The sequence below is a fragment of the Streptomyces sp. NPDC092952 genome, from assembly GCF_044754785.1.
GTDB lineage: Bacteria > Actinomycetota > Actinomycetes > Streptomycetales > Streptomycetaceae > Streptomyces.
The window spans coordinates 221,712-244,084 of record NZ_JBIVPT010000003.1 but is presented as its reverse complement, the minus strand read 5'-3'; the positions used below and the strand labels follow the sequence as shown (position 1 = coordinate 244,084).

Below are 22,373 nucleotides of genomic sequence, written 5' to 3'. Positions count from 1 at the left end.
CAGCCCTGTGCCGGGCCCGGCCGTACGGCGCGGCGCCCGGCACAGCCGTTCCGCGACGACGGATCCGCCTGTTTCAGGAGGTCAGCTCCCGCTCCAGCGGGGTACGGAAGCGCGGTGTGATCCGCGCCGGGCCCACCCACCGGGAGAACCGGGATGCTTCGGCCTCGATCGCGGCGGAAGCGTCCCGGCCGACATCGGAGAGCAGCCGCCAGACAGGTTCCCCGTCGGCCCGCTGGGCCCAGCCGCCCACGATCCGGCCGTTCCACCACACGGACGGGCCGATATTGCCGGACCGGTCGAAGAGGGCTTCCCGGTGCCCGGCCGGAAGATGGAATCCACGGTCGGCCCAGCCCATGGCGCTGGGGTCGAGAGCCGGGAGCAGTGCGGCCCAGGGCTCGGTGGCCGGTTCCGGGTCCAGGTCCTCCGGCAGTACCCATCCCGTGGCCCCGCCGTCCAGGAGAACCTGCTCGGCATCGACGGCTGCCAGGGCCGTACGCACCTGCCCCAGGGACCAGCCCGTCCACCACTTGAGATCGGCCTCGGTCGCCGGGCCGTAGGAACGGAGCCAGCGCCGTGCCAGCTCCGCCCGCGACCGTGCGGGCTCCTCGACGGGCCAGGGCTCGGACACCGCCCAGCGGAACTGGCTGGAGGTCCAGGAACCGCGTGGGCGATCCCGGCGGATGCGACCCTCGGCTGCCAGGACCCGGATGACACGGGAGGCGACCCCCTGTACGGTCTCCGCCCTCTTGCCCGGAAAGATAGTGATCTTCGTACGTAGCACGGTGACGGCGGAGGAGAGTTCGGAACCGGTGGCGGTCCCCCGGTCGGCGAGTACGGCGAGGGTCTGCCGCTCGGCTTCGGCCAGCCAGCGCTCGTCCAGCCCGTTCCCGTCGTCCGCCAGGTGCTTGAGCAAGGTCCTGCGTTCCTTCGCTGCCACCGTCCGGGCGTTCGTGGCGTCGACACAGGGGGCGAGCTCCCGGTCGACGACGAAGAGCGTGTTCCGCATGGAGAGCTGGCGGACCAGTGAGACGTCCTCGTAGAGGGCCTGCTCCACCGGGGCCGTGCCCGCCTCGGCCAGCCGCGCGCAGGCGGAGAGGTAGACGGTGGCAGCATCCGTGGCGTGCAGTGCGACGACCGCCCTGGCCACGGACACGGGGGAGACGGCCCGTGCGGACGTGGCCAGGAGGTGGCGTCGGCCGAGCCGGACTCTGCGTTGCTCGTCGCTGATGCGGTACACAGCCGGCCTCCCGGGTCGACGGACGGAGTCAGAGGGCGAGCTTGAACCCCACATGGCTGCCGGTGAAGCCGAGCCGCTCGTAGAAGCGATGGGCATCGGTCCGCTTCGCGTCGGACGTCAGCTGCACCAACTGGCAGCCCAGACGCCGGGATTCCTCCACTGCCCATTCGATCAGCAGGGTACCGAAGCCGCTGCCGCGCTCATCGACGCGGATACGTACGGCTTCGATGATCGTGCGGGTCGCGCCGCGCCGGGAGATCCCGGGAATCAGGGTCAGTTGCAGGGTGCCGATCACCCGACCCTCGCGTACGGCGACGACGAGCCGCTGGTTGGGATCGTCCGCCAACCGCTGGAACGCGGCGAGATAGATGCCGAGGTCGTCCGGTGACTCACGCTGTTCGCCCAGCGGATCCTCGGCGAGCATGGCGACGATCGCCGGAATGTCGTCGGATGTGGCAGGTCGTATGTCGAGTTCGGTCATGATCGGCAGGGTACGCAGGTCACGCGGGCGGGGCTGGACGCACCGCCCGCGCGGGCCTCGACGGCGGCATCAGCCCGTGGCCACCGTCAGCGGGGCGTAGCGGCGGGTCCAGTCGCCCGGAAGATCCGGGGCTCCGAGCGTCATCACCGTGGTCGCGGAGGAGGGCAGCAGTCCGCGCCGCTCCAGTCGGTCCAGCAGCTCGCTGTGGCGTGCGTCGATGTCCGCGCGCAGCGGCAGATCCGTGGCTGCCGCGAGTGCGGCGACGAGCGCCTCGGCGGTGTCCGTGTCAGGGGCGATCAGTGGGCCGACCACATGGGCCCGGCCGCTCGGCCAGAGTGCCGCGTACCCGACGATCTCCCCCCGGACCCGTGCGACCCGGATGTGGTCGGCGAAGGCCGGGAGCCGGGCGAGGAGGTGGGTCCGGTCGGTGCCGAAGACCTTCGAGTCCAGCTCGATCATCGCCCGCAGGTCCTCCGCCGTGGCCGGGAGAACGGTCGCGTCGCCGGGCTGTTCACCGCCCGGCAGATAGCGGCCGGTCACTCGCTGGGCGCTGCCCACGACCGCGAAGCCCAGCCGTTCGTAGAGCGGCTGTCCCGCGGCGGTCGCGTAGAGGCTGAGCGGCGTGCTTCCGTGCTCGGCGAGCACCCGTTCCATCAAGTGCCGGGCGATGCCCTGCCGTGCGTACCGATTCGCCACGAGCAGCATGCCGACGGCGGCCAGATCCGGGTCGTAGGAGGTCACCACGCAACTGGCCATCAGCCCTTTGCCTCCGGGGTCGTCCATCCCGTAACCGGCTCCGGCGGCGAGGAGCAACCCCCACCTCCGCTCGTCACGTGCCCAGCCGCGGTCTTCGCAGAGATCGGCACAGGCGACCAGGTCGCTCCGGGTGAGGCGCCGGACGGGGAGTTCGGCGAGCGGGCGGGGCAGTGAACTGGGCATGAGGGCCAGGCTTACCGACGTGGCATCCGCGCGTCCACCCCTTTACCGGTTCCTGGTGATTGAGTCGTTTCACGTGAAACAGGCAGCTTGGGGCAGGGGAGGGCACCCGTCGGCGGATGTCGTCGTGCGTACTTCTCGGTGTTGCCTTGCCCTCCCTCAAAGGATCAGACGCACGGTGTACTCCGGCCGGGGCGCTTCGGACAGTGACCGGAGTCACGGCCGGAGCGTCCGCCACCACCGCCACGGCGAACCAGCGGGCCGCGGAAGCATCAGCCCAGGTCGGGCGCGTGCATGGCGCGTACGCCCTCGATGTTGCCGTCCAGGTAGTGCCGCAGCGACAGCGGCACCAGGTGGACGGCGGCGATCCCCACCCGGCTGAACGGCACCCGGACGATGTCGTACTCGCCGCAGGGCTCCTCGATCTCGGGGCCGTGCCGCCGGGCCGGGTCCATCGACTCCAGCCGGCAGACGAAGAAGTGCTGGACCTTGACGCCCTTCACCCCGCCGCCCTCGATGTGCTCCACCGTGTCGACGAAGCAGGGGACCACATCGGTGATCCTCGCGCCGAGCTCCTCGTCCACCTCACGGTGCAGGGCGTCGACCACGGTGGCGTCCTCGGGCTCGACCCCGCCGCCGGGTGTGAGCCAGTACGGATCGACCCCCGGCTTGGTGCGCTTGATCAGGATCAGGTCATCGCCGTCGAGCAGGATGGCGCGTGCGGTGCGTTTGACCACAGGGCGTTCGGTCATGGCAAGAGAGTGGCCCGCCCGACCGGTTCTGAAACACCGTGGTGGTGCCGTGCCGCCCGCCCGATGTGCGGCACGGCACCGGCGGAGGGGCGATCAACCTTGTCCGTACGGCTCTTCCCCGGGGGAGCTGGGGGCGGTCCGAGCGATGAGGGGGGAGGCTCGGACCGGCCCGTGCCCGCCTATCCCAGCGCGACGTCCAGCGCCCGCTGTACGTCCGCGACCAGGTCCGGAGCGTTCTCGGCACCCACCGAGAAGCGGATGAAGCCCTCGGGTACGGCGTCACCGCCCCAGCGGGCGCGGCGCTCGGCGGTGGAGCGCAGGCCACCGAAGCTCGTCGCGTCGTCGACCAGGCGCAGCTCGGCGAGGAAGCGCTCGGCCCGCTCGCGGTCGGGCAGGACGAACGACACCACGGAGCCGAAGCGCCGCATCTGCCGAACCGCGTTCGGATACGAGGGGTCGGTGGGCAGCCCGGGATACCGCAGCCCGGTCACGCCGGGCCGGTCGCCCAGCGCCTTCGCCAGGGCCAGCGCGGTGGCGCACTGCCGGTCGATGCGCAGCTCCAGCGTGGCCAGCGACCGGTGCGCGAGCCAGGCTTCCATGGGGCCGGGGATCGCGCCGACCACCTTGCGCCAGCGCCGCACCCCCGCCGCAAGACCGGCATCGCGGCAGGTCACATGGCCGAGCAGGATGTCCCCGTGCCCGGTCAGGCCCTTGGTGTCGCTGGCCACCGAGAAGTCCGCCCCCAGCTCCAGCGGGCGCTGACCGAGCGGAGTGGCGAGCGTGTTGTCGACCGCCACCAGCGTGCCGGCCGCATGCGCCGCTTCGACGAGCCGGCGCACATCGCAGACATCGAGGCCCGGATTGGACGGGGTCTCGATCCACAGCAGCTTCGCGCCCTCAAGAACGGCCAACTGGGCATCGCCGCCGGTCGGCGCGGTCCGCACCTCGACGCCGTACGCCTCCAGTTGCTCCCGTACCAGTGGCAGGGCCTGGTAGCCGTCGTCCGGCAGCACGACCACGTCGCCGGTACGTGCCTGGGAGAGCAGTACGGCCGAGATCGCGGCCATCCCGGAGGCGAAGACCGTGGTCTCGACGGACTCCCCCGGCGCCTCCAGTTCGCCGATGGCCCGCTCCAGAAGGGTCCAGGTCGGGTTGGTGTCCCGGCCGTAGGTGTACGGGCCGACGGGCTCACCGGAGAGGTGGAAGTGCGCGGCGAAGACCGGGCCGGGCAGGGTGGGCTCGAACTGTTCCGGTTCGGGTAGACCGGCCCGTACCGCTCTGGTTCCGTCGCCTGTGCTGTCCATTCCGCTTCCTCGCTCCTCGTGCGTTTCTCCCCGATGGGCCACGGTGGCCGCCCGCTGTCGGACGGGACCGGCTCAGTCGTCGTCGGGAAGGATCATGTTCAGGGCCCACGAGACGATCGAGATGATCAGGCCGCCGAGTACGGCGGTCCAGAATCCCGAGACGTGGAAACTCAGGTCGAGCTTCCCGGCCAGCCACGAGGTCAGCAGCAGCATGCACGCGTTGACCACCAGCGTGATCAGCCCGAGCGTGAGGATGAACAGCGGCAGGGTCAGCAGCTTCACGATCGGCTTGACCACGAAGTTCACCAGGCCGAAGAGCAGCGCGACCAGGATCAGGGTCAGCGCCTTGCGTCCGGTGCTGCCCCCGGACAGCGTGATGTCCTGGAGCAGCCAGATGGCCACGGCCAGCGCCCCTGCGTTGGCGATCGTCTTGACTACGAAATTCTTCATGTGTCTGATCGTGGCAGACGAGATCGGTGGCGGACACCGGCAGCACAGAGGCAAGGGGCACAGCGGCCATGAAGGCATTCAGACTGGACGAGCTGGAGGCGGAGCGCGCCGCGAACGACGGCGCGTATCTGCAGTTCGTGAAGGAACGCAACATGTCCGTCGGCCTGTACGCGCTGAACGCCGGTGAGATCGACCCGCAGTTGCCGCACCAGCAGGACGAGGTGTACCTCGTCGTCAGCGGCCGTGCCTCGATCACGGTCGGCATGGAGACCACGCAGGTGGGCCGGGGCAGCGTGGTCTACGTGCCGGCCGGAGTCGCCCACAAGTTCCACCACATCACCGAGGACCTCCGCGTGATGGTGGTCTTCTCCCCGCCGGAGAGCTGAGCCGGAGAGCCGAGCCGCAGGGCCGGGCCCGGAGCCCGGCCCGGAAGCGGTTCCGGAACCCGGCCGGGGCGGAACGGGGAGGTCACGGCCCGGGGGCCGGTCTCAGGGATCCCTCAGGGATCGATCAGGGGACTTCAAGGGCCGCGGCCCCTCTGGCAGCCCTCTCCGCGCCTCTAGCATCGGAAGCAGGAAATCCGAGGAGAAGAGGTAGGGACGATGGCCATGCGGGAGATATTCACGGGGATGCCCTGGTGGGTGAAGTGGATCGCGGTGCCGGTGATCGCGATCGTCGTGTTCGGCGGACTGATCGCCAGCGTGATCGGATTCGTGATCGGTCTGCTCTTCAAGATCCTGATCTTCGTGATCCTGGTCGGCGGGCTCATCTTCGTCGTACGCAAGTTCATGTCGTCCTCCTCGCGTGGTGACTGGTAGGACGATCGGAGACAGGCCGGGACGTTAGCCCAGGTGAGCTAAGTAGCGAGTGAATGAAACATCCCTCGCGGACCCGGCCTATACAGTGACAATTCGCTGTCGCCACCGGGGAGTCAACAGCCCGTCACCACACTGAATCAGTGGGTTCGTACGACGTTCGGCCCCCGGACTCCAGCCGTGCGGCAGCCCGTGGGGGCGGCCCCCACAGGCGGGATGACCACCCCGTCACCATGCCTGGGGGTGACTGTTGACCACGGCATCGAGGGCTGCTGCCCCGACGCTGATCGGATCGGTGCAGCGAGCGCTGAGACTGCTGGAAGCCGTGGTCGCCCACCACGGCGGGGCGCCCGCGAAGCAGTTGGCCAGAGAGGCCGGACTGCCCCTCCCCACGGCCTACCACCTGCTGCGGACCCTGACGCACGAAGGCTATTTACGCCGGGAGAACGGCGTCTTCGTCATCGGGACCGCGGCCCAGCGGCTGATCGGTGTGGAGACCCGGCAGGGCCGTCGCGGCAAGATGGCCGAAGCGCTGGGACGTTGGCGCGACATCATCGGAGCCCCGGTCTACTGCGCCGTCTACCGCGAGGGCGAGATCGATCTCGTCGCGGTCGCCGATTCCCCCGACGCCCCCGCCATCGCCGCCTCGGGGTCCTTCCGGGAGACCGGCCATGCGCATGCGATCGGCCAGTGTCTGCTGAGCCGGCTCGACGAGAAGACCCGCGAGGACTACCTGGATCGTCACCCTCTGCGTCCGCTGACCCGCTACTCGTTGCGGGACCGCGCGTCCTTCCTGGAACGGCTCCGGTCGCTGGAACGGATGGAGCCCGTCATCGAACGGCAGGAGTACGCGCTGGGGACGGTCTGCGCGGCGATCCCGATCGCCGCGGGATTCACCGCTGCGGCGATGGCGATTTCGTTACCACTGGAGCAGGAAAGCCGGTTGCTCCCCGCAGTCGAACAACTACGTGGCGAAGTGGCCAACCTCTTGCGTTCGTTCGTGTTCTCTATCAGTATCTGAAAAATCACTCCTTGTGATCTGCTATCGCGTGCACCACGATGGCGTCAAGAGGGCCACGGGGGATCATTCCTGGCCAGATTCATCTACTGCGGGGTTGAACGATGCGCGAGTCGGTTCAAGCTGAGGTCATGATGAGTTTCCTCGTCTCCGAGGAACTCTCTTTCCGGATCCCGGTGGAGCTCCGGTACGAGGTCTGCGATCCATACGCGATCCGGATGACCTTCCATCTGCCCGGTGACGCCCCCGTCACCTGGGCTTTCGGCCGTGAGCTGCTGCTCGACGGCCTCAACAGCCCCAGTGGGGACGGCGATGTGCACATCGGCCCCACCGAGCCCGAGGGGCTCTCCGATGTACACATCCGTCTTCAGGTCGGAGAGGACCGGGCGCTCTTCCGGGCCGGGACGGCACCACTTGTGGCCTTTCTCGACCGGACCGACAAGCTCGTGCCGCTCGGGCAGGAGTGCACGCTCGGTGACTTCGAGGGCAGCCTGGAGGACGCCCTGGGCCGGATCCTCGCCGAGGAGCAGAACGCCGGCTGACGAGGAGCACCGACGCGGACCGGTCCCCCGGTCGGGCACAGGCCCCCGCCGGACGGGTGAATCGCCCGCCCGAGGGGCGGTCACGGCTTCGCCCTTCGGCGACGGCCCCTGCCCGTCCCGGCCCACGCGGGCGTCGGAGCCCCGGCTTCCGCGCCGTGCCCCGCACGGTCCGCCGAGACGACCAGCGCGGCGAGCGCCGTCGTCACCGGAACCGAGGCGACCAGCCCGATCGAGCCGACCAGCGTCCGTACGATCTCCTCCGCCACCAGCTCGCTGTTGGCCACCGTCCCCATGCTGCTCTGCGCGACGGAGAACAGCAGCAGCAACGGCAGGGCCGCGCCCGCGTAGGCGAGCACCAGGGTGTTGACGACCGAGGCGATGTGGTCGCGGCCGATCCTGATCCCCGCCCGGTAGAGGTCCCGCACACCCAACGTCGGGTTGGCCTGGTGGAGTTCCCAGACCGCCGACGTCTGGGTGACGGTCACATCGTCGAGTACGCCGAGCGAACCGATGATGACACCGGCCAGCAGCAGCCCGCTCATGTCGATGTGCGGGTAGAGGCCGTGGATGAGGCCGGTGTCGTCATCGGTGTTGCCGCTCAGGCTCGCCCAGCCGATGAAGAGCGACCCGAGCAGCCCGATCAGCAGCAACGAGACCAGCGTGCCGACCACCGCGACCGAGGTGCGGGCGGTCGGGCCGTGGCACATGTAGAGCGCGATCAGCATGATCGCGCTGGACCCGACCACCGCGACGAGCAGCGGATTCGAGCCCTGGAGTATGGCCGGGAGGATGAAGAGGGTCAGCACGGCGAACGACACGGCCAGCGCGATCAGCGCCATCACCCCGCGCATGCGCCCCACCGCGACCACGACCAGCGCGAAGACCCCGGCCAGCAGGGTCATCGGGAACTTCCGGGCCACATCCGTCACGGAGTACTGGAGCTCGCGGGGCGCGTCGGGGGCGTACGCGGTCACCACGCCCTGCCCCTCGCGCAGTTTGCGCGGCGAGTCGGGCTGGACGATCTCGGTGAAGGTCCGTCCCTTGTCCCGGCCGGTCGTCACCTCGATCGTCGCCTTCTCGCAGAGCCCCCGCTCCTTCCCCCCGGCCGGCGCGGTGGAGCCGTCGAGCGGCGTCTGAACAGCGTTCACGTCCTTGCAGTCCACCTTGGTGACGGTCACCACCTTTCCCTGCTGGGTCTGCCGGTCGAAGCCGACGCCGGTCCGCTCGTGCGGCGGCGTGCCGCCCGGCCAGAGCGCCACCAGACCGACGAGAACGGCGGTGGCGAACGGGATCAGTACGGCCGCGATGACCTTCCGCAGATGCCGGGAGCCGGGGGCGGCGGGGCCGTGGCCGTGGGAATGGCCGTGGGAGTGGTCGTACGCGGATCCGGGCGTCTGGTCGTTCGTGCGGCCGTGCGTTCTGTCGTGGGGTACGCCCTGAGACCGGGCCTGTGGTTCGTGGTCCGTGTGGGGAGAGGTCACCGGCCGATCATCGCAAGAAGGGCCGGGCCCTCTGTTCATCGCGCCGGACGGGGCGCTAGCGTGGAGGAACCTTTGCACACGCGGGAGCTCGGAGCACCGGGCTGAGAGGGCGCTGACATCCGTACGTCCGTACGGGACAGGCTGCGCCGACCGCCGAACCTGTTACCGGGTAATGCCGGCGTAGGGAGTAGGTCTCATGACCACATCGGACGCACGCACGCCTGCCTCGGACCAGAGCGTCGAGGCCGGGAAGTCCATCGGCTGGCACAAGGGATACGTCCAGGGCTCGCGCCCGGACCTCCGAGTGCCGGTCCGCCAGGTGCACCTCAGCAACGGCAAGGCCGTGACGCTGTACGACACGTCGGGCCCGTACACCGACCCCGCGGTCGACACCGAGGTCCGTCGCGGACTCGCACCGCTGCGGGAGAACTGGATCATCGCCCGCGGCGACACCGAGGAGTACCCCGGCCGCCCGGCCCGTCCCGAGGACGACGGGCTCAAGCACACCTCGCCTCGTGGAGGGCTGCGCAACCTCGACGCGGTCTTCCCCGGCCGCCCGAGGCTGCCGCGCCGCAGCGGCACCGGCCGGCCGGTGACCCAGCTCGCGTACGCCCGCCGGGGCGAGATCACCCCGGAGATGGAGTACGTGGCCATCCGGGAGAACGTCGAACCCGAGGTGGTGCGCGAGGAGATCGCGGCCGGCCGGGCCGTACTGCCGGCCAACGTCAACCACCCCGAGACCGAGCCGATGATCATCGGCAAGCGGTTCCTGGTGAAGGTCAATGCCAACATCGGCAACTCCGCGGTGACTTCCTCCATCGAGGAGGAGGTGGAAAAGATGACCTGGGCAACGCGCTGGGGCGCCGATACCGTCATGGATCTGTCCACCGGTCGCAACATTCACACCACCCGTGAGTGGGTTCTCCGCAATTCACCCGTTCCGATCGGCACCGTCCCGCTCTACCAGGCACTCGAAAAGGTGGACGGCCGGGCGGAGGAACTGACCTGGGAGATCTACAAGGACACGGTCGTCGAACAGGCCGAGCAGGGCGTCGACTACATGACCGTCCACGCCGGCGTACGCCTCCCGTACGTACCGCTGACCGCGCGCCGCAAGACCGGCATCGTCTCCCGCGGCGGCTCGATCATGGCGGCCTGGTGCCTCGCGCACCACAAGGAGTCCTTCCTCTACGAGCACTTCGAGGAGCTCTGCGAGATCCTCGCGAGCTACGACGTGACGTACTCGCTGGGCGACGGCCTGCGGCCCGGCTCGATCGCCGACGCCAACGACGAGGCGCAGTTCGCCGAGCTGCGTACGCTGGGCGAACTGAACGCCGTGGCCAAGCGGTTCGGCGTACAGACCATGATCGAGGGGCCGGGCCATGTCCCGATGCACAAGATCAAGGAGAACATCGACCTCCAGCAGGAGATCTGCGAGGAGGCGCCGTTCTACACGCTCGGCCCGCTGACCACCGATGTCGCGCCGGCGTACGACCACATCACCTCGGGCATCGGCGCGGCGATGATCGCGTGGTGGGGGACGGCGATGCTCTGCTACGTCACGCCGAAGGAGCACCTGGGCCTGCCGAACCGGGACGACGTGAAGACCGGCGTCATCACGTACAAGATCGCGGCGCACGCGGCGGATCTCGCCAAGGGGCACCCGGGGGCGCAGGACTGGGACGACGCGCTCTCGGACGCCCGTTTCGAATTCCGCTGGGAGGACCAGTTCAACCTGGCCCTCGATCCGGACACGGCACGGGAGTTCCACGACGAGACGCTGCCGGCCGAGCCCGCGAAAACGGCCCACTTCTGCTCGATGTGCGGGCCGAAGTTCTGCTCGATGAAGATCTCCCAGGACATCCGGCGTGAGCACGGAGGCACGGTGGAGGAGATCGAGGCGGGCATGGCGGAGAAGTCCAAGGAGTTCGCGGCGAGCGGGAACCGGGTGTACCTGCCGATCGCCGACTGACCGCCCGCTGACCGGTCGTGCTCCGGGCGGCAGCCGTCCGGAGCACGACGGGTTCCCACCGGAATTCCCCGCGCCCGGTGGCGGGACTCAGTGCGGGCCCGGGGGGACGGGCGGGCCGGAGAGCGCGGGGTGATCGCCGCCCGTCTGACGGCGGGCGCCGATCAGTCCAGCTCGTGCTCGGGGCCGCCGAAGTCGGGGCTGGTGAAGTCCGGCGAGGTGAAGCTCGGGCGGGGGCTCGTCGTCGAGCCGTCGTCCGGGCTGGAGAACCCCGGCCTGATGTGGCCGACCTTCGGGATGCGGTTGGCCGAGCGCCGGGGTGTGCGCCGGGCGCGCCCGGCCTCCGGGTCGGCGAGCGCGTCCCGGAGGAACGGCAGGATGCCCCGCTCCAGCAGGGCGTGGCGCCAGGCCTCCCGGGCCCGTGCCACGTCTTCCGGCAGCTCCTCCTCCAGCTCCTCGACGGGCTGCGGCTCCGACGCGTCGCGCAGCGCGGTGACCATCAGCCCGATGGCGGCCACCACGATCGCGACGGCCATCAGCACCGCGAAGAACCACCCCGCCGTGATCAGGGTGGAGGCGAACCGCGGCGGGTTGTCGAGCATCCGCAGCAGATAGCCGATCAGCAGGAGAACGAGGGCGGCGGTACCGGCGAGGACCGGCGCCAGGACCGTGAGGGCGGCGCCCACTCCGGCGCCCGCGCCGGGGCGCCGCCCCTGCTCGGCCGGAGGCGCCCCCTGAACCGGCTCGTCGTCGTCGCCGCGCAGCTCGGCGCGGGCCCGTACGTAGTGCGCGTACTCGGTGGCGGCGGTGGCGGTGATCATCTCCGTGGCGTCCAGCGCCATGGTGCGCAGCTGGACGGCGTTGAGCAGTTCACCGACCTCGGCCAGATCCGGTCGTTGGTGGGCGTGGCGCAGTGCGTCGTCGAGGATCCGCTCGTACTCGGGTCGGTCCTCGGCCAGCAGGTGCGGAGCGCTTGTCATCTGCATCCCCCGATGCTCCGTCAGGCCTGACTGCCTGCTCGACGCGGGCAGTTGGGCGGAAACGGAGGAGAGCCTGCTACTGATACGCCGATGGTAGAGCGCCCACGGCACGGGGTGACAGGGGGTTTCCGTAAATAGGCCCGGTGGTCGGCGTGGTCAGGTCGTGGATGCGTCTGCCCGGAAGAGCGTCAGTCATGCAGGGGCAGTTGGACGACCAGTAGCTTTCCGGCCATGGTCACTCCGCCGTCCATGGCGATGGCGAGCCCGTCCGCGTAGACGTGCGGACCTTCGACCACGGGGCCGGAGCCGTCCTCGCCGTCCTCCGAGCCGACTTCGCCGAGGAGGTAGGGAATGGGGCTGTGACCATGGACGATGCGCTGCCCGCCGTAGGCCGCCATCAGCTCCCGGACGGCCTGCGGACCCGACTCGTCGCGGAAGGCGAACCGCTTGGTGAACTTCCGGAAGAGGTCCCAGCACTCGTCCGCGTCATTGCGGGTGAGGATGGCGTGGACGTTCTCATTGACGTCCTCGATGGTGGCGCCGTACTCCAGGTAGGCCGTCGTGTCGGAGTGCATCAGCAGATGCCCGTCCTCCTCGACGATCGCGTCGAGCCGGGACATCCACTGGAGGTGGACGTCCTGGAGCCGCTCCATGTCGTTCTTCTGGCCGCCGTTGAGCAGCCAGGCGGCCTGGAACGTGGCGGTGCCCGCGCCGGAGTTGACCGGGGTGTCGTTGAACCGCTTGGCGCCGAGGAGCAGCAGTTCGTGGTTGCCCATGAGGGCCTTGCAGTAGCCGCCGGCGGCCGCGGCCTCGGCGGACAGGCGCATCACGAGATCGATGACCCCGATGCCGTCGGGGCCCCGGTCGGTGAAGTCGCCGAGGAACCAGAGCCGGGCGTTGCCCGCCGCCCAGGTGCCGTCGGCGTCGATGAGGCCCTGCTCGGTGAGGGCGGCCCGCAGCTCGTCCAGGTAGCCGTGGACGTCACCGACGACGTAGAGCGGACCGCGCCCCTGCTCCTGGGCGGGGCGCGGCGCGGGCTCGGGTGCGGCGACGGGCACCTGGAGGGTGTCGCCGCGGTTGATCACGGGCAGATCGCGCTCGGTGGGCGTGTACCCCTCCGGCGGCTCGTCGGCCGGCACCGCGTCGCCCGGATGCGGCGACGGCGACGGCACCGGGGTCTGGGCGTAGGGCGGTACGCGGAAGTCGCGCAACGTCGCAGTCCGCACCACGGGTTCCTGACCGGCCCCCTGTGTCATCGACCCCTCCACCACCGTCGCGCCGCCGTACACCTGACGGGCCCTGCTGGTCGGGCGGTCCGCGGTGTCGTGCGCCCATCATAGGAATGCGGATCGTTCTCTGTGACGCACCAGGGGTGGTGAATCCGGACGCACGTCGGGTTCACCGGCCGATTGGTCCGAAATCTCCGGATCAATCCCTTGTCGGTGAGCGTGGCGCGCTGACCGTCGTGCGGGGTGGACGGCGTTGCGAGGAGGTCCGCACGATGAGCTCGGTCGGTATCACCTGCTCCACCGGTCCGTCCTGGGCCACGCCCTCGATGGCGTCGATCAGGAGCTGGACCACAGCCGTACCGATCCTGCGCGGCTTGAGCGAGAGGGTGGTGATGGGCGGTTCGGTCGTCGCGTACACGGTGGATTCGCTGCAGCAGACCAGCAGCAGGTCCTCGGGGACGCGCAGACCGTACCGGCGCGCCGCGGCCAGCAGGTCCGTGCCGTTGGGGTCGAAGAGGCCGTAGACGGCGTCGGGGCGGTCCGGCCGGGCGAGCAGCCGGTCGGCCGCGACGGCGCCCGCGCACGGGTCGTGGGCGGGGTACGACTCGTACACCGGATCCTGGCCCACGCGCTCGCACCAGTGGAGGTACGCGCTGGTGGACAGGCGGGTGTACGTGTCGGTGGTGGTGCCGGTGAGCAGGCCGATCCGGCGGGCCCCGGCGGCGGCCAGGTGGTCGAGCAGGTCGAGCACGGCTGCGCGGTGGTCGTTGTCGACCCAGGCGGTGACCGGGAGCGTGCCGGCCGGGCGTCCGTCCGAGACGACGGGCAGCCCCTGGCGGGCGAGCTCGGTGACGACCGGATCCTGGTCCGAGGGGTCGATCACGACGGTGCCGTCGAGCGCGACGTTGGACCAGACGTCGTGGCGTGAGGTGGCGGGCAGGATGACGAGGGCGTAGCCGCGGGCGAGCGCGGCGGAGGTGGCGGCTCTGGCCATCTCCGCGAAGTACGCGAACTCGGTGAAGGTGAAGGGTTCGTCCCCGTAGGTCGTCACGGTCAGGCCGATGAGGCCGGACTTGCCGGTACGGAGGGTGCGGGCCGCGGCGGAAGGGCGGTAGCCCAGGCGCTCGGCGACTTCGCGGACATGGCGTCGGGTGGCGTCCGGGAGCCTGCCCTTGCCGTTGAGCGCGTCGGAGACGGTCGTGATGGAGACCCCCGCGGCGGCGGCCACGTCGCGGATTCCCGCTCGTCCCTGCCTGCCGCCGCGCCGGGGCGTGTCCGTCCGGCTCACCTGGTGCTTCCCTGCTGCTGTCATGGCGTGCCGATAGTAGGGCTCAACCGGGAGCCCGACCTGATCGCATATTCACGCGTTGACGGGCACGTTTTTGCATGATCGTCCGATAGTAAATGCCTTGGAAGCAAAGGTAGTTGCTGGTCCGGGCCATGGGGTGTCATATGCCGGGGTCGTTGGGCCTACTAAATGGTCGAAGTCTCGAAGCCGTCTCATCTCACCACTTCGGGGGACGCGCGCCACGGCGCGAGCCACCGGCGCGCGCCGGTATGAAGAGCGCTCCCCCCTCTTCCCGGCCGTATCGGACGATCAGGCGCTTCGGCCATTCGCAGCGGCGCCCAATCCTCATAAGGTGAGCAGTATTGATGTGTACAGACGGTCGAGGAGGACCTGCGGTGAGCGAGACGAGCCCCAAGCTGCGCGCCGAGCTGGACGGCGTTCCCGCCTATGTACCGGGCAAGCCGGCCGCGGCCGGCGGACCGGTCGCGTTCAAGCTTTCCTCCAACGAGAACCCGTATCCCCCGCTGCCCGGGGTGATGGAGTCGGCGCTGGCCGCGGCCGCGCATTTCAACCGGTACCCGGACATGGCCTGCACCGGCCTGATGAACGAGCTGTCCGAGCGGTTCGGTGTGCCGCTCTCGCACCTCGCCACCGGGACCGGCTCGGTCGGGGTGGCGCAGCAGCTGCTCCAGGCCACCTCGGGTCCGGGCGACGAGGTCATCTACGCCTGGCGGTCCTTCGAGGCGTACCCGATCATCACCCAGATCAGCGGTGCGACCTCGGTGAAGGTGCCGCTGAACGACGGAGACGTGCACGACCTCGACGCGATGGCGGACGCCATCACGGACCGCACCCGGATGATCTTCGTCTGCAACCCGAACAACCCGACCGGCACCGTGGTGCGCCGGGAGCAGCTGGAGCGGTTCCTGGACCGGGTGCCGGGCGACGTCCTGGTGGTGCTCGACGAGGCGTACCGGGAGTTCATCCGGGACGTGGAGGTGCCGGACGGCATCGAGATCTACCGGGACCGGCCCAATGTCGCGGTGCTGCGGACCTTCTCCAAGGCGTACGGGCTGGCCGGGCTCCGGGTCGGTTTCGCGGTGGCCCACGAGCCGGTGGCGGCCGCGCTGCGCAAGACGGCGGTGCCCTTCGGGGTCAGCCAGCTCGCGCAGGACGCGGCGGTCGCCTCGCTGCGGGCCGAGGACGAACTCCTGGGTCGGGTGGGCTCGTTGGTGTCCGAGCGGCAGCGGGTGCTGCGGGCGCTGGCCGGTCAGGGGTGGACCGTCCCGGACTCCCAGGCGAACTTCGTCTGGCTGCGGCTCGGGGACCGTACCGCCGACTTTGCCGCGGTGTGCGAGCGGGCCGGGGTGGTGGTCCGGCCGTTCGCGGGTGAGGGCGTGCGGGTCACGATCGGGGAGGACGAGGCGAACGACCTGTTCCTGAAGGTGGCGGAGTCGTACCGCAAGGAGCTGTAGACCGCGCGCACGCGCAGTGCTCCGGGGCCCGTACCCCTCTCTTCGGTGAGGGGTACGGGCCCCGTGCGTTGCCGGGCGGTGGGGGTCTGGCTTCGGGGGGATTGATCGGAACGTCCGTAAAGGGGACCCCACCCTGTTGTCCCGAAAGCCTGTGCGCCATAATGCTTGTGAATGTGAACGCGTTCACAAGCGTGTCCTGTTCTTCCCGTGATCAGTCGAATTTAAAGGGCAAACTGCCGGGGTGGTCACGGCGACGTAAGGAGAAGACGACGTGGAGCTGGCTCTGGCGCCGGAGACACTGGCGCGATGGCAGTTCGGTATCACTACCGTCTACCACTTCCTTTTCGTCCCCCTGACGATCTCGCTGGCCGCGCTCACCGCCGGCCTGCAGACCGCATGGGTCCGGACGAACAACGAGAAGTACCTGAGAGCGACGAAGTTCTGGGGCAAGCTCTTCCTGATCAACATCGCCATGGGCGTGGTCACCGGCATCGTGCAGGAGTTCCAGTTCGGTATGAACTGGTCCGACTACTCGCGGTTCGTCGGTGACATCTTCGGTGCCCCGCTCGCGTTCGAGGCGTTGATCGCCTTCTTCTTCGAGTCCACCTTCATCGGGCTGTGGATCTTCGGCTGGGACAAGCTGCCGAAGAAGATCCACCTCGCCTGCATGTGGATGGTCTCCATCGGCACCATCCTGTCCGCCTACTTCATCCTGGCGGCGAACTCCTGGATGCAGCACCCGGTCGGCTACCGGATCAACGAGGAACGCGGCCGGGCCGAGCTGACCGACTTCTGGCACGTGCTCACCCAGAACACCGCGCTCACCCAGTTCTTCCACACCATCACCGCGGCCTTCCTGGTCGGCGGCGCGTTCATGGTCGGCATCGCCGCCTTCCACCTGGCGCGCAAGAAGCACATCCCGGTGATGCGGACCTCGCTGCGGCTCGGCCTGGTCACCGTCGTCGTCGCCGGACTGCTCACCGCCGTCAGCGGCGACCAGCTCGGCAAGGTGATGTTCAAGCAGCAGCCGATGAAGATGGCCGCGGCCGAGGCTCTCTGGGAGGGCGAGGAGGGGGCGCCGTTCTCGCTCTTCGCCGTCGGTGACGTGGCCAAGGGGCACAACACCGTGGAGATCTCGATCCCCGGGATACTGTCCTTCCTCGCCGACAACACCTTCACCTCGTACGTCCCCGGCATCAACGACATCAACAAGGAGCAGCAGGAGAAGTTCGGCCCCGGCGACTACCGGCCCAACATCCCGGTCGCGTTCTGGAGCTTCCGCTGGATGATCGGGTTCGGGATGGCGTCCTTCGCGCTCGGCATCCTTGGGCTGTGGCTGACCCGGAAGAAGTTCATGCTGCCACCGGCGCTGCGGACCGGTGAGGACGAAGTGCCCAACCTGGTCCTCTTCAGGAACAAGGCGCTCAGCCCGAAGTTCGCCAAGTGCTACTGGATCCTCGCGCTCTGGACGATGCTCTTCCCGCTGATCGCCAACTCCTGGGGCTGGATCTTCACCGAGATGGGCCGTCAGCCCTGGGTCGTCTTCGGCGTGCTCCAGACCCGCGACGCGGTCTCCCCCGGGGTCTCGCAGGGCGAGGTGCTCACCTCGATGATCGGCTTCACCCTGCTCTACGCCATTCTCGCGGTGGTCGAGGTCAAGCTGCTCGTGAAGTACATCAAGGCAGGCCCGCCGGAGCTCACGGAGGCCGACCTCAACCCGCCCACCAGGATCGGCGGCGATCACGACGACGCCGACCGGCCGATGGCCTTCTCCTACTGAGGCCGAGGAGCTGAGAGATGGAACTCCACGACGTCTGGTTCGTACTCATCGCCGTCCTCTGGACCGGCTACTTCTTCCTGGAGGGTTTCGACTTCGGGATCGGTGTCCTCACCAAGCTGCTGGCCCGGGACCGCAAGGAGCGGAGGGTCCTGATCAACACCATCGGGCCCGTCTGGGACGGCAACGAGGTGTGGCTGCTCACTGCGGGCGGCGCGACCTTCGCCGCCTTCCCCGAGTGGTACGCCACCCTGTTCTCCGGCTTCTACCTGCCGCTGCTGATCATCCTGGTCTGCCTGATCGTGCGCGGGGTCGCCTTCGAGTACCGGGCCAAGCGGTCCGGGGAGCGGTGGCAGACCAACTGGGAGCACGCCATCTTCTGGACCTCGCTGATCCCGGCCCTGCTCTGGGGCGTGGCCTTCGGGAACATCGTGCGCGGGGTGAAGATCGACGCCGACATGGAGTACGTCGGTAACTTCTGGGACCTGCTCAACCCGTACGCCATCCTCGGCGGACTGGTCACGCTCGCGCTCTTCACCTTCCACGGCGCCGTGTTCGCGGGGCTCAAGACGGTGGGGGACATCCGGCGGCGGGCGGGCCGGCTGGCGCTGAAGCTGGGGATCGTCACCGCGGTGCTCGGGCTCGGCTTCCTGGTCTGGACCCAGGTCGACAACGGTGACGGCTGGAGCCTGCTGGCGATGATCATTGCCGTGGTGGCGCTGGTCGCCGCGATCGCGCTGATCGCGGCGGGGCGCGAGGGCTGGTCGTTCGCCTTCTCCGGGGTGACCGTCGCGGCGGTGGTCGCGATGCTCTTCCTGACGCTCTTCCCGAACGTCATGCCGTCCTCGCTGAACGACGCCTGGAGCCTCACGGTCACCAACGCCTCGTCCACCCCGTACACCCTGAAGATCATGACCTGGTGCGCGGGGATCGCGACCCCGATCGTCCTGCTGTACCAGGGCTGGACGTACTGGGTGTTCCGCAAGCGCATCGGTACGCAGCACATCGCCGAAGCGCACTGACCGCATCCGGGATCCATCCGGCGGACCGGGCCGGGCACCTCGCCGGTCCCGGTCCGCCGACCGAGCTCGCTAGGGGCTGTTTCACGTGAAACCGATCGACCCGCGGCTGCTCCACCACGCCCGCGCCACCCGCCTCTTCCTGGCAGCCGTGGTGGCGCTGGGTGTGGTCGGGGCGGCACTGGTCATCGCCCAGGCCATGCTCGTCGCCGAGATCGTGGTCGGCGGGTTCGAGGACGGACTCACCGCCGCCGGGCTCCGGACCCCGCTGATCCTGCTCGCCGGGGTCGCGCTGGGCCGGGCGCTGGTCTCCTGGCTGACCGAACTGGCCGCGTACCGGGCCAGCGCGGCGGTCAAGTCCGAGCTCCGCGGCCGGCTGCTGGAGCGGGCCGCCGCGCTCGGCCCCGGCTGGCTCACCGGTCAGCGCACCGGTTCCCTGGTGGCGCTCGCGACCCGGGGCGTCGACGCGCTCGACGACTACTTCGCGCGCTATCTGCCGCAGCTCGGCCTCGCGGTGGTCGTCCCGGTGGCGGTCCTCGCCCGGATCGTCACCGAGGACTGGGTCTCCGCCGCGATCATCGTGGTGACGCTGCCGCTCATCCCGCTCTTCATGATCCTCATCGGCTGGGCCACCCAGTCGCGGATGGACCGCCAGTGGCGGCTGCTGTCCCGGCTCTCCGGCCACTTCCTCGACGTGGTCGCCGGACTGCCGACCCTGAAGGTCTTCGGCCGGGCCAAGGCACAGGCCGAATCCATCCGCACGATCACCACGCAGTACCGCCGGGCGACCCTGAGGACCCTGCGGATCGCCTTCCTCTCGTCCTTCGCGTTGGAACTGCTGGCGACGCTCTCGGTGGCCCTGGTGGCCGTCACCATCGGCATGCGGCTGGTCCACGGCGAACTCGACCTCTACACCGGGCTGGTGGTGCTGATCCTGGCCCCCGAGGCCTATCTGCCGATCCGCCAGGTCGGCGCCCAGTACCACGCCGCCGCCGAGGGGCTCTCCGCCGCGGAGGAGATCTTCGCGGTGCTGGAGACCGAGCCGCCCACGAGCGGTACGGCGGACGTTCCCGGCTCGCTGCGGCTGGAGCTGGAGGAGGTGACCGTACGCCACGAGGGCCGCGGCACCCCCTCCCTGGACCGGGCCTCGCTGGTGGTGGACGAGGGGGAGACCGTGGCGCTGGTCGGCCCCAGCGGCGTCGGGAAGTCCACCCTGCTCGACGTGGTCCTCGGCTTCACCCGGCCGGACGAGGGACGGGTACGGGTCGGCGGCGTCGATCTGGCGGAGCTCGCGCCCGAGCGATGGTGGGAACGGATCGCCTGGGTGCCGCAGCGCCCGTACCTCTTCGCGGGCACCATCGCCGAGAACGTACGGCTGGCCCGGCCGGACGCCGACGACCGGGCGGTGGCGGCCGCGCTGCGGGACGCCGGGGCCCAGGACTTCGTCGCGGCGCTGCCCGAGGGGGCGCGGACCCTGATCGGCGAGGACGGGGCCGGACTCTCCGCCGGACAGCGGCAGCGGCTCGCGCTCGCCCGGGCCTTCCTCGCCGACCGCCCGGTGCTGCTGCTCGACGAGCCCACCGCGAGCCTGGACGGCGAGACGGAGGCGGGGATCGTCGAGGCGGTGCGGCGGCTGGCCGAGGGGCGGACCGTGCTGCTCGTCGTGCACCGCCCGGCGCTGCTCGCGGTGGCCGACCGGGTGGTGCGCCTGGCCCCGGACACCACGGCGCTTCCGGAGCGGACCGGGGCCGTCGGGACCGCCCGGGCCGCCGGGACCGCACAGAGTCCGGAGGAGAACGCGGCTGCCGGCGCCCCGGATCCCGGAGCGCCGCTGGACACCCCGGCCCGCCCCGGGCACGTCCTGCGCCGGGTCCGGGAGGCGGCGGGGGCACGACGCGGCCGACTGACGCTCGCACTGCTGCTGGGGAGCCTCGCCGTGGGCTCCGCCGTCGGGCTCATGGCGGTCTCCGGCTGGCTGATCGCGCGCGCCTCGGAACAGCCCCCGGTGCTCTACCTCATGGTCGCGGTGACGGCGACCCGCGCCTTCGGCCTGGGCCGGGCCGTCTTCCGCTACGCCGAGCGCCTGGTCTCGCACGACGCGGTGCTCGCGATGCTCGCCGAACTCCGTGTCGCCGTCTACCGGGGCCTGGAACGCGTCGCCCCCGCCGGGCTGCGCCGGACCCGGCGCGGGGACCTGCTCTCCCGGCTGGTCGCGGACGTCGACGCGCTCCAGGACTACTGGCTGCGCTGGCTGCTCCCGGCCGGGACCGCCGTGGTCGTCGGGACGGCGACGGCCAGCTTCGTCGGCTGGCTGCTCCCGGCGGCGGGCGCCGTGCTGGCCGCCGGGCTGCTGCTGGCCGGGGTGGGCGTACCGCTGATCAGCGGCGCCTGCTCCCGGCAGGCGGAGCGCCGGCTCGCCCCGGCCCGCGCCGAACTGGCCACCCGGGTCACCGACCTGCTCGGCGGGACCGCCGAACTGACCGTCGCGGGCGCCCTGCCCGCCCGGGTGGAACGGACCCGGGAGGCCGACGGCGTGCTGACCCGCATCGCGGCCCGTGCCGCCACCGCCACCGCCCTCGGCGGCGGCCTCTCCACGCTGATCACCGGGCTCACCGTCGTCGCCACCGCGCTCGTCGCGCTGCCCGCCGTACGGGACGGCCGGCTCGCCGGGGTGGAGCTCGCGGTGCTGGTGCTGACCCCGCTGGCCGCCTTCGAAGCGGTGGCCGGACTGCCGCTCGCCGTGCAGTACCGCCGCCGGGTCGAGCGGAGCGCGGAGCGGGTGTTCGAGGTGCTGGACGCTCCGCTGCCGGTGCGCGAGCCCGCCGACCCGGCGGAGGCACCCGCCTCGCCCTTCCCGCTGGAGCTGCGCGGGGTGTCGGCGCGGTACGCGGGGGCGGACCGCGACGCCCTCGACGCCGTCGACCTGACGCTGACCGCCGGCCGGCGCATCGCCGTCGTCGGGCCCTCCGGCTCGGGGAAGACCACCCTCGCGCAGGTCCTGGTCCGCTTCCTGGACGCCCGGGCCGGCACGTACCGGATCGGCGGGGCCGAGGCCGGTGCGCTGGACGGGGACACGGTGCGGCGATCCGTAGGGCTGTGCGCCCAGGACGCCCACGTCTTCGACAGCTCCGTACGGGAGAACCTGCGGCTGGCCCGTACCGGCGCGACGGACGCGGAGCTGCGGGCCGCCCTCGACCGGGCGCGGCTCCTCGACTGGGCCGACGCGCTGCCGGACGGGCTCGACACCCTGGTGGGCGAACACGGCGCCCGGCTCTCCGGAGGGCAGCACCGCCGCCTCGCCCTGGCCAGGGCGCTCCTCGCCGACTTCCCCGTACTGGTCCTGGACGAGCCGGCCGAGCACCTCGACCTGGCGACGGCGGACGCGCTGACGGCTGACCTGCTGGCGGCGACCGAGGGGCGTACGACCGTACTGATCACCCACCGGCTGAAGGGGCTGGACGCCGTGGACGAGGTGCTGGTGCTGGACGCGGGCCGGATCGTGCAGCGCGGCCGGTACGCCGAGCTGGCCGCCGTCGAAGGCCCGCTGCGCCGGATGCTGGACCGCGAGCGGGAGTCCGAGGGGATGCCGGACGAGGCGGCCGGGGTACCGGCGTGAGACC

Annotated in this window: 19 protein-coding genes and 1 riboswitch; of the genes, 9 read left to right on the top strand and 10 right to left on the bottom strand. The window is 70.4% G+C overall.

Features of this window, described 5'->3' with window-relative positions:
- Positions 1–73: 73 nt before the first annotated feature.
- The 6 genes from ACIQGQ_RS08835 to ACIQGQ_RS08810 all read right to left on the bottom strand — a co-directional run bounded on the left by ACIQGQ_RS08835 (position 74) and on the right by ACIQGQ_RS08810 (position 5,160).
- Positions 74–1,237: a winged helix DNA-binding domain-containing protein gene (locus tag ACIQGQ_RS08835; RefSeq protein WP_402392473.1), complete on the bottom strand. Its 1,164-nt coding sequence runs from the start codon at positions 1,235–1,237 to the stop codon at positions 74–76.
- A 28-nt stretch (positions 1,238–1,265) separates the two neighbouring features.
- The gene (locus ACIQGQ_RS08830; RefSeq protein ID WP_402392470.1) at positions 1,266–1,718 is read right to left on the bottom strand and encodes a GNAT family N-acetyltransferase; all 453 of its coding nucleotides are present in this window, start codon (positions 1,716–1,718) and stop codon (positions 1,266–1,268) included.
- A 69-nt stretch (positions 1,719–1,787) separates the two neighbouring features.
- The gene (locus ACIQGQ_RS08825) at positions 1,788–2,657 is read right to left on the bottom strand and encodes a GNAT family N-acetyltransferase (protein ID WP_402392468.1); all 870 of its coding nucleotides are present in this window, start codon (positions 2,655–2,657) and stop codon (positions 1,788–1,790) included.
- A gap of 269 nt (positions 2,658–2,926) precedes the next feature.
- Positions 2,927–3,406 carry an NUDIX domain-containing protein gene (locus ACIQGQ_RS08820; RefSeq protein WP_402392465.1) on the bottom strand — a complete coding sequence of 160 codons (480 nt, stop codon included), beginning with the start codon at positions 3,404–3,406 and terminating at the stop codon, positions 2,927–2,929.
- A 179-nt stretch (positions 3,407–3,585) separates the two neighbouring features.
- Positions 3,586–4,710, bottom strand: coding sequence for a cystathionine gamma-lyase (locus ACIQGQ_RS08815; protein WP_402392463.1), 1,125 nt, complete (start codon positions 4,708–4,710; stop codon positions 3,586–3,588).
- A gap of 72 nt (positions 4,711–4,782) precedes the next feature.
- Positions 4,783–5,160 (bottom strand): phage holin family protein, encoded by a 378-nt coding sequence (locus ACIQGQ_RS08810; RefSeq protein ID WP_352274015.1) that lies wholly within the window; start codon positions 5,158–5,160, stop codon positions 4,783–4,785.
- A gap of 68 nt (positions 5,161–5,228) precedes the next feature.
- Between ACIQGQ_RS08810 and ACIQGQ_RS08805 the strand changes: the two genes are divergently transcribed.
- From ACIQGQ_RS08805 to ACIQGQ_RS08790, 4 genes are all read left to right on the top strand, one after another.
- Positions 5,229–5,546, top strand: a complete 318-nt coding sequence (locus tag ACIQGQ_RS08805) for a cupin domain-containing protein (protein ID WP_352274014.1) — start codon at positions 5,229–5,231, stop codon at positions 5,544–5,546.
- Between the two features lie 222 nt (positions 5,547–5,768).
- The gene (locus tag ACIQGQ_RS08800; RefSeq protein ID WP_366288424.1) at positions 5,769–5,978 is read left to right on the top strand and encodes a DUF5326 family protein; all 210 of its coding nucleotides are present in this window, start codon (positions 5,769–5,771) and stop codon (positions 5,976–5,978) included.
- 247 nt (positions 5,979–6,225) lie between these two features.
- A complete protein-coding gene (locus tag ACIQGQ_RS08795; protein ID WP_366288422.1) occupies positions 6,226–6,996 on the top strand; it encodes a helix-turn-helix domain-containing protein in 771 nt (256 codons plus the stop codon).
- A gap of 101 nt (positions 6,997–7,097) precedes the next feature.
- On the top strand, positions 7,098–7,535 hold the full coding sequence (locus tag ACIQGQ_RS08790) for an SsgA family sporulation/cell division regulator (protein ID WP_366288420.1): 438 nt from the start codon (positions 7,098–7,100) through the stop codon (positions 7,533–7,535).
- 80 nt (positions 7,536–7,615) lie between these two features.
- Here the strand turns inward: ACIQGQ_RS08790 and ACIQGQ_RS08785 are convergent, their stop codons facing one another.
- Positions 7,616–9,055: a YibE/F family protein gene (locus tag ACIQGQ_RS08785; RefSeq protein ID WP_402392458.1), complete on the bottom strand. Its 1,440-nt coding sequence runs from the start codon at positions 9,053–9,055 to the stop codon at positions 7,616–7,618.
- Positions 9,056–9,086: 31 nt separating this feature from the next.
- A riboswitch (TPP riboswitch) is annotated at positions 9,087–9,220 on the top strand.
- Between ACIQGQ_RS08785 and thiC the strand changes: the two genes are divergently transcribed.
- Positions 9,213–10,988 carry a phosphomethylpyrimidine synthase ThiC gene (thiC, locus tag ACIQGQ_RS08780; protein ID WP_402392456.1) on the top strand — a complete coding sequence of 592 codons (1,776 nt, stop codon included), beginning with the start codon at positions 9,213–9,215 and terminating at the stop codon, positions 10,986–10,988. It overlaps the preceding riboswitch by 8 nt.
- Positions 10,989–11,149: 161 nt before the next feature.
- On the opposite strand, the gene ACIQGQ_RS08775 is transcribed toward thiC, so the two are convergent.
- The 3 genes from ACIQGQ_RS08775 to ACIQGQ_RS08765 all read right to left on the bottom strand — a co-directional run bounded on the left by ACIQGQ_RS08775 (position 11,150) and on the right by ACIQGQ_RS08765 (position 14,506).
- Positions 11,150–11,971 (bottom strand): hypothetical protein, encoded by an 822-nt coding sequence (locus ACIQGQ_RS08775; protein ID WP_402392454.1) that lies wholly within the window; start codon positions 11,969–11,971, stop codon positions 11,150–11,152.
- Positions 11,972–12,153: 182 nt separating this feature from the next.
- A complete protein-coding gene (locus tag ACIQGQ_RS08770) occupies positions 12,154–13,236 on the bottom strand; it encodes a metallophosphoesterase (RefSeq protein WP_402393403.1) in 1,083 nt (360 codons plus the stop codon).
- A 157-nt stretch (positions 13,237–13,393) separates the two neighbouring features.
- Positions 13,394–14,506: a LacI family DNA-binding transcriptional regulator gene (locus ACIQGQ_RS08765; RefSeq protein WP_352274006.1), complete on the bottom strand. Its 1,113-nt coding sequence runs from the start codon at positions 14,504–14,506 to the stop codon at positions 13,394–13,396.
- 371 nt (positions 14,507–14,877) lie between these two features.
- On the opposite strand from ACIQGQ_RS08765, the gene hisC reads away from it, so the two are divergent.
- The 4 genes from hisC to cydD all read left to right on the top strand — a co-directional run bounded on the left by hisC (position 14,878) and on the right by cydD (position 22,369).
- On the top strand, positions 14,878–15,957 hold the full coding sequence (gene hisC, locus ACIQGQ_RS08760) for a histidinol-phosphate transaminase (protein WP_366288409.1): 1,080 nt from the start codon (positions 14,878–14,880) through the stop codon (positions 15,955–15,957).
- Between the two features lie 271 nt (positions 15,958–16,228).
- Positions 16,229–17,737, top strand: coding sequence for a cytochrome ubiquinol oxidase subunit I (locus ACIQGQ_RS08755; protein ID WP_402392450.1), 1,509 nt, complete (start codon positions 16,229–16,231; stop codon positions 17,735–17,737).
- Positions 17,738–17,754: 17 nt separating this feature from the next.
- Positions 17,755–18,756, top strand: a complete 1,002-nt coding sequence (gene cydB / locus ACIQGQ_RS08750; protein WP_402392447.1) for a cytochrome d ubiquinol oxidase subunit II — start codon at positions 17,755–17,757, stop codon at positions 18,754–18,756.
- 85 nt (positions 18,757–18,841) lie between these two features.
- On the top strand, positions 18,842–22,369 hold the full coding sequence (cydD, locus tag ACIQGQ_RS08745) for a thiol reductant ABC exporter subunit CydD (protein WP_402392445.1): 3,528 nt from the start codon (positions 18,842–18,844) through the stop codon (positions 22,367–22,369).
- Positions 22,370–22,373: the final 4 nt, after the last annotated feature.

Coding starts and splice junctions, on each gene's coding strand:
- ACIQGQ_RS08800 (WP_366288424.1), top strand. CDS start 5,769: ATGCGGGAGATATTCACGGGGATGCCCTGGTGGGTGAAGTGGATCGCG.
- cydB (WP_402392447.1), top strand. CDS start 17,755: ATGGAACTCCACGACGTCTGGTTCGTACTCATCGCCGTCCTCTGGACC.
- ACIQGQ_RS08775 (WP_402392454.1), bottom strand. CDS start 11,971: ATGCAGATGACAAGCGCTCCGCACCTGCTGGCCGAGGACCGACCCGAG.
- ACIQGQ_RS08790 (WP_366288420.1), top strand. CDS start 7,098: ATGCGCGAGTCGGTTCAAGCTGAGGTCATGATGAGTTTCCTCGTCTCC.
- ACIQGQ_RS08815 (WP_402392463.1), bottom strand. CDS start 4,710: ATGGACAGCACAGGCGACGGAACCAGAGCGGTACGGGCCGGTCTACCC.
- ACIQGQ_RS08765 (WP_352274006.1), bottom strand. CDS start 14,506: ATGACAGCAGCAGGGAAGCACCAGGTGAGCCGGACGGACACGCCCCGG.
- ACIQGQ_RS08830 (WP_402392470.1), bottom strand. CDS start 1,718: ATGACCGAACTCGACATACGACCTGCCACATCCGACGACATTCCGGCG.
- ACIQGQ_RS08820 (WP_402392465.1), bottom strand. CDS start 3,406: ATGACCGAACGCCCTGTGGTCAAACGCACCGCACGCGCCATCCTGCTC.
- ACIQGQ_RS08805 (WP_352274014.1), top strand. CDS start 5,229: ATGAAGGCATTCAGACTGGACGAGCTGGAGGCGGAGCGCGCCGCGAAC.
- thiC (WP_402392456.1), top strand. CDS start 9,213: ATGACCACATCGGACGCACGCACGCCTGCCTCGGACCAGAGCGTCGAG.
- ACIQGQ_RS08810 (WP_352274015.1), bottom strand. CDS start 5,160: ATGAAGAATTTCGTAGTCAAGACGATCGCCAACGCAGGGGCGCTGGCC.
- ACIQGQ_RS08785 (WP_402392458.1), bottom strand. CDS start 9,055: ATGAACAGAGGGCCCGGCCCTTCTTGCGATGATCGGCCGGTGACCTCT.
- ACIQGQ_RS08825 (WP_402392468.1), bottom strand. CDS start 2,657: ATGCCCAGTTCACTGCCCCGCCCGCTCGCCGAACTCCCCGTCCGGCGC.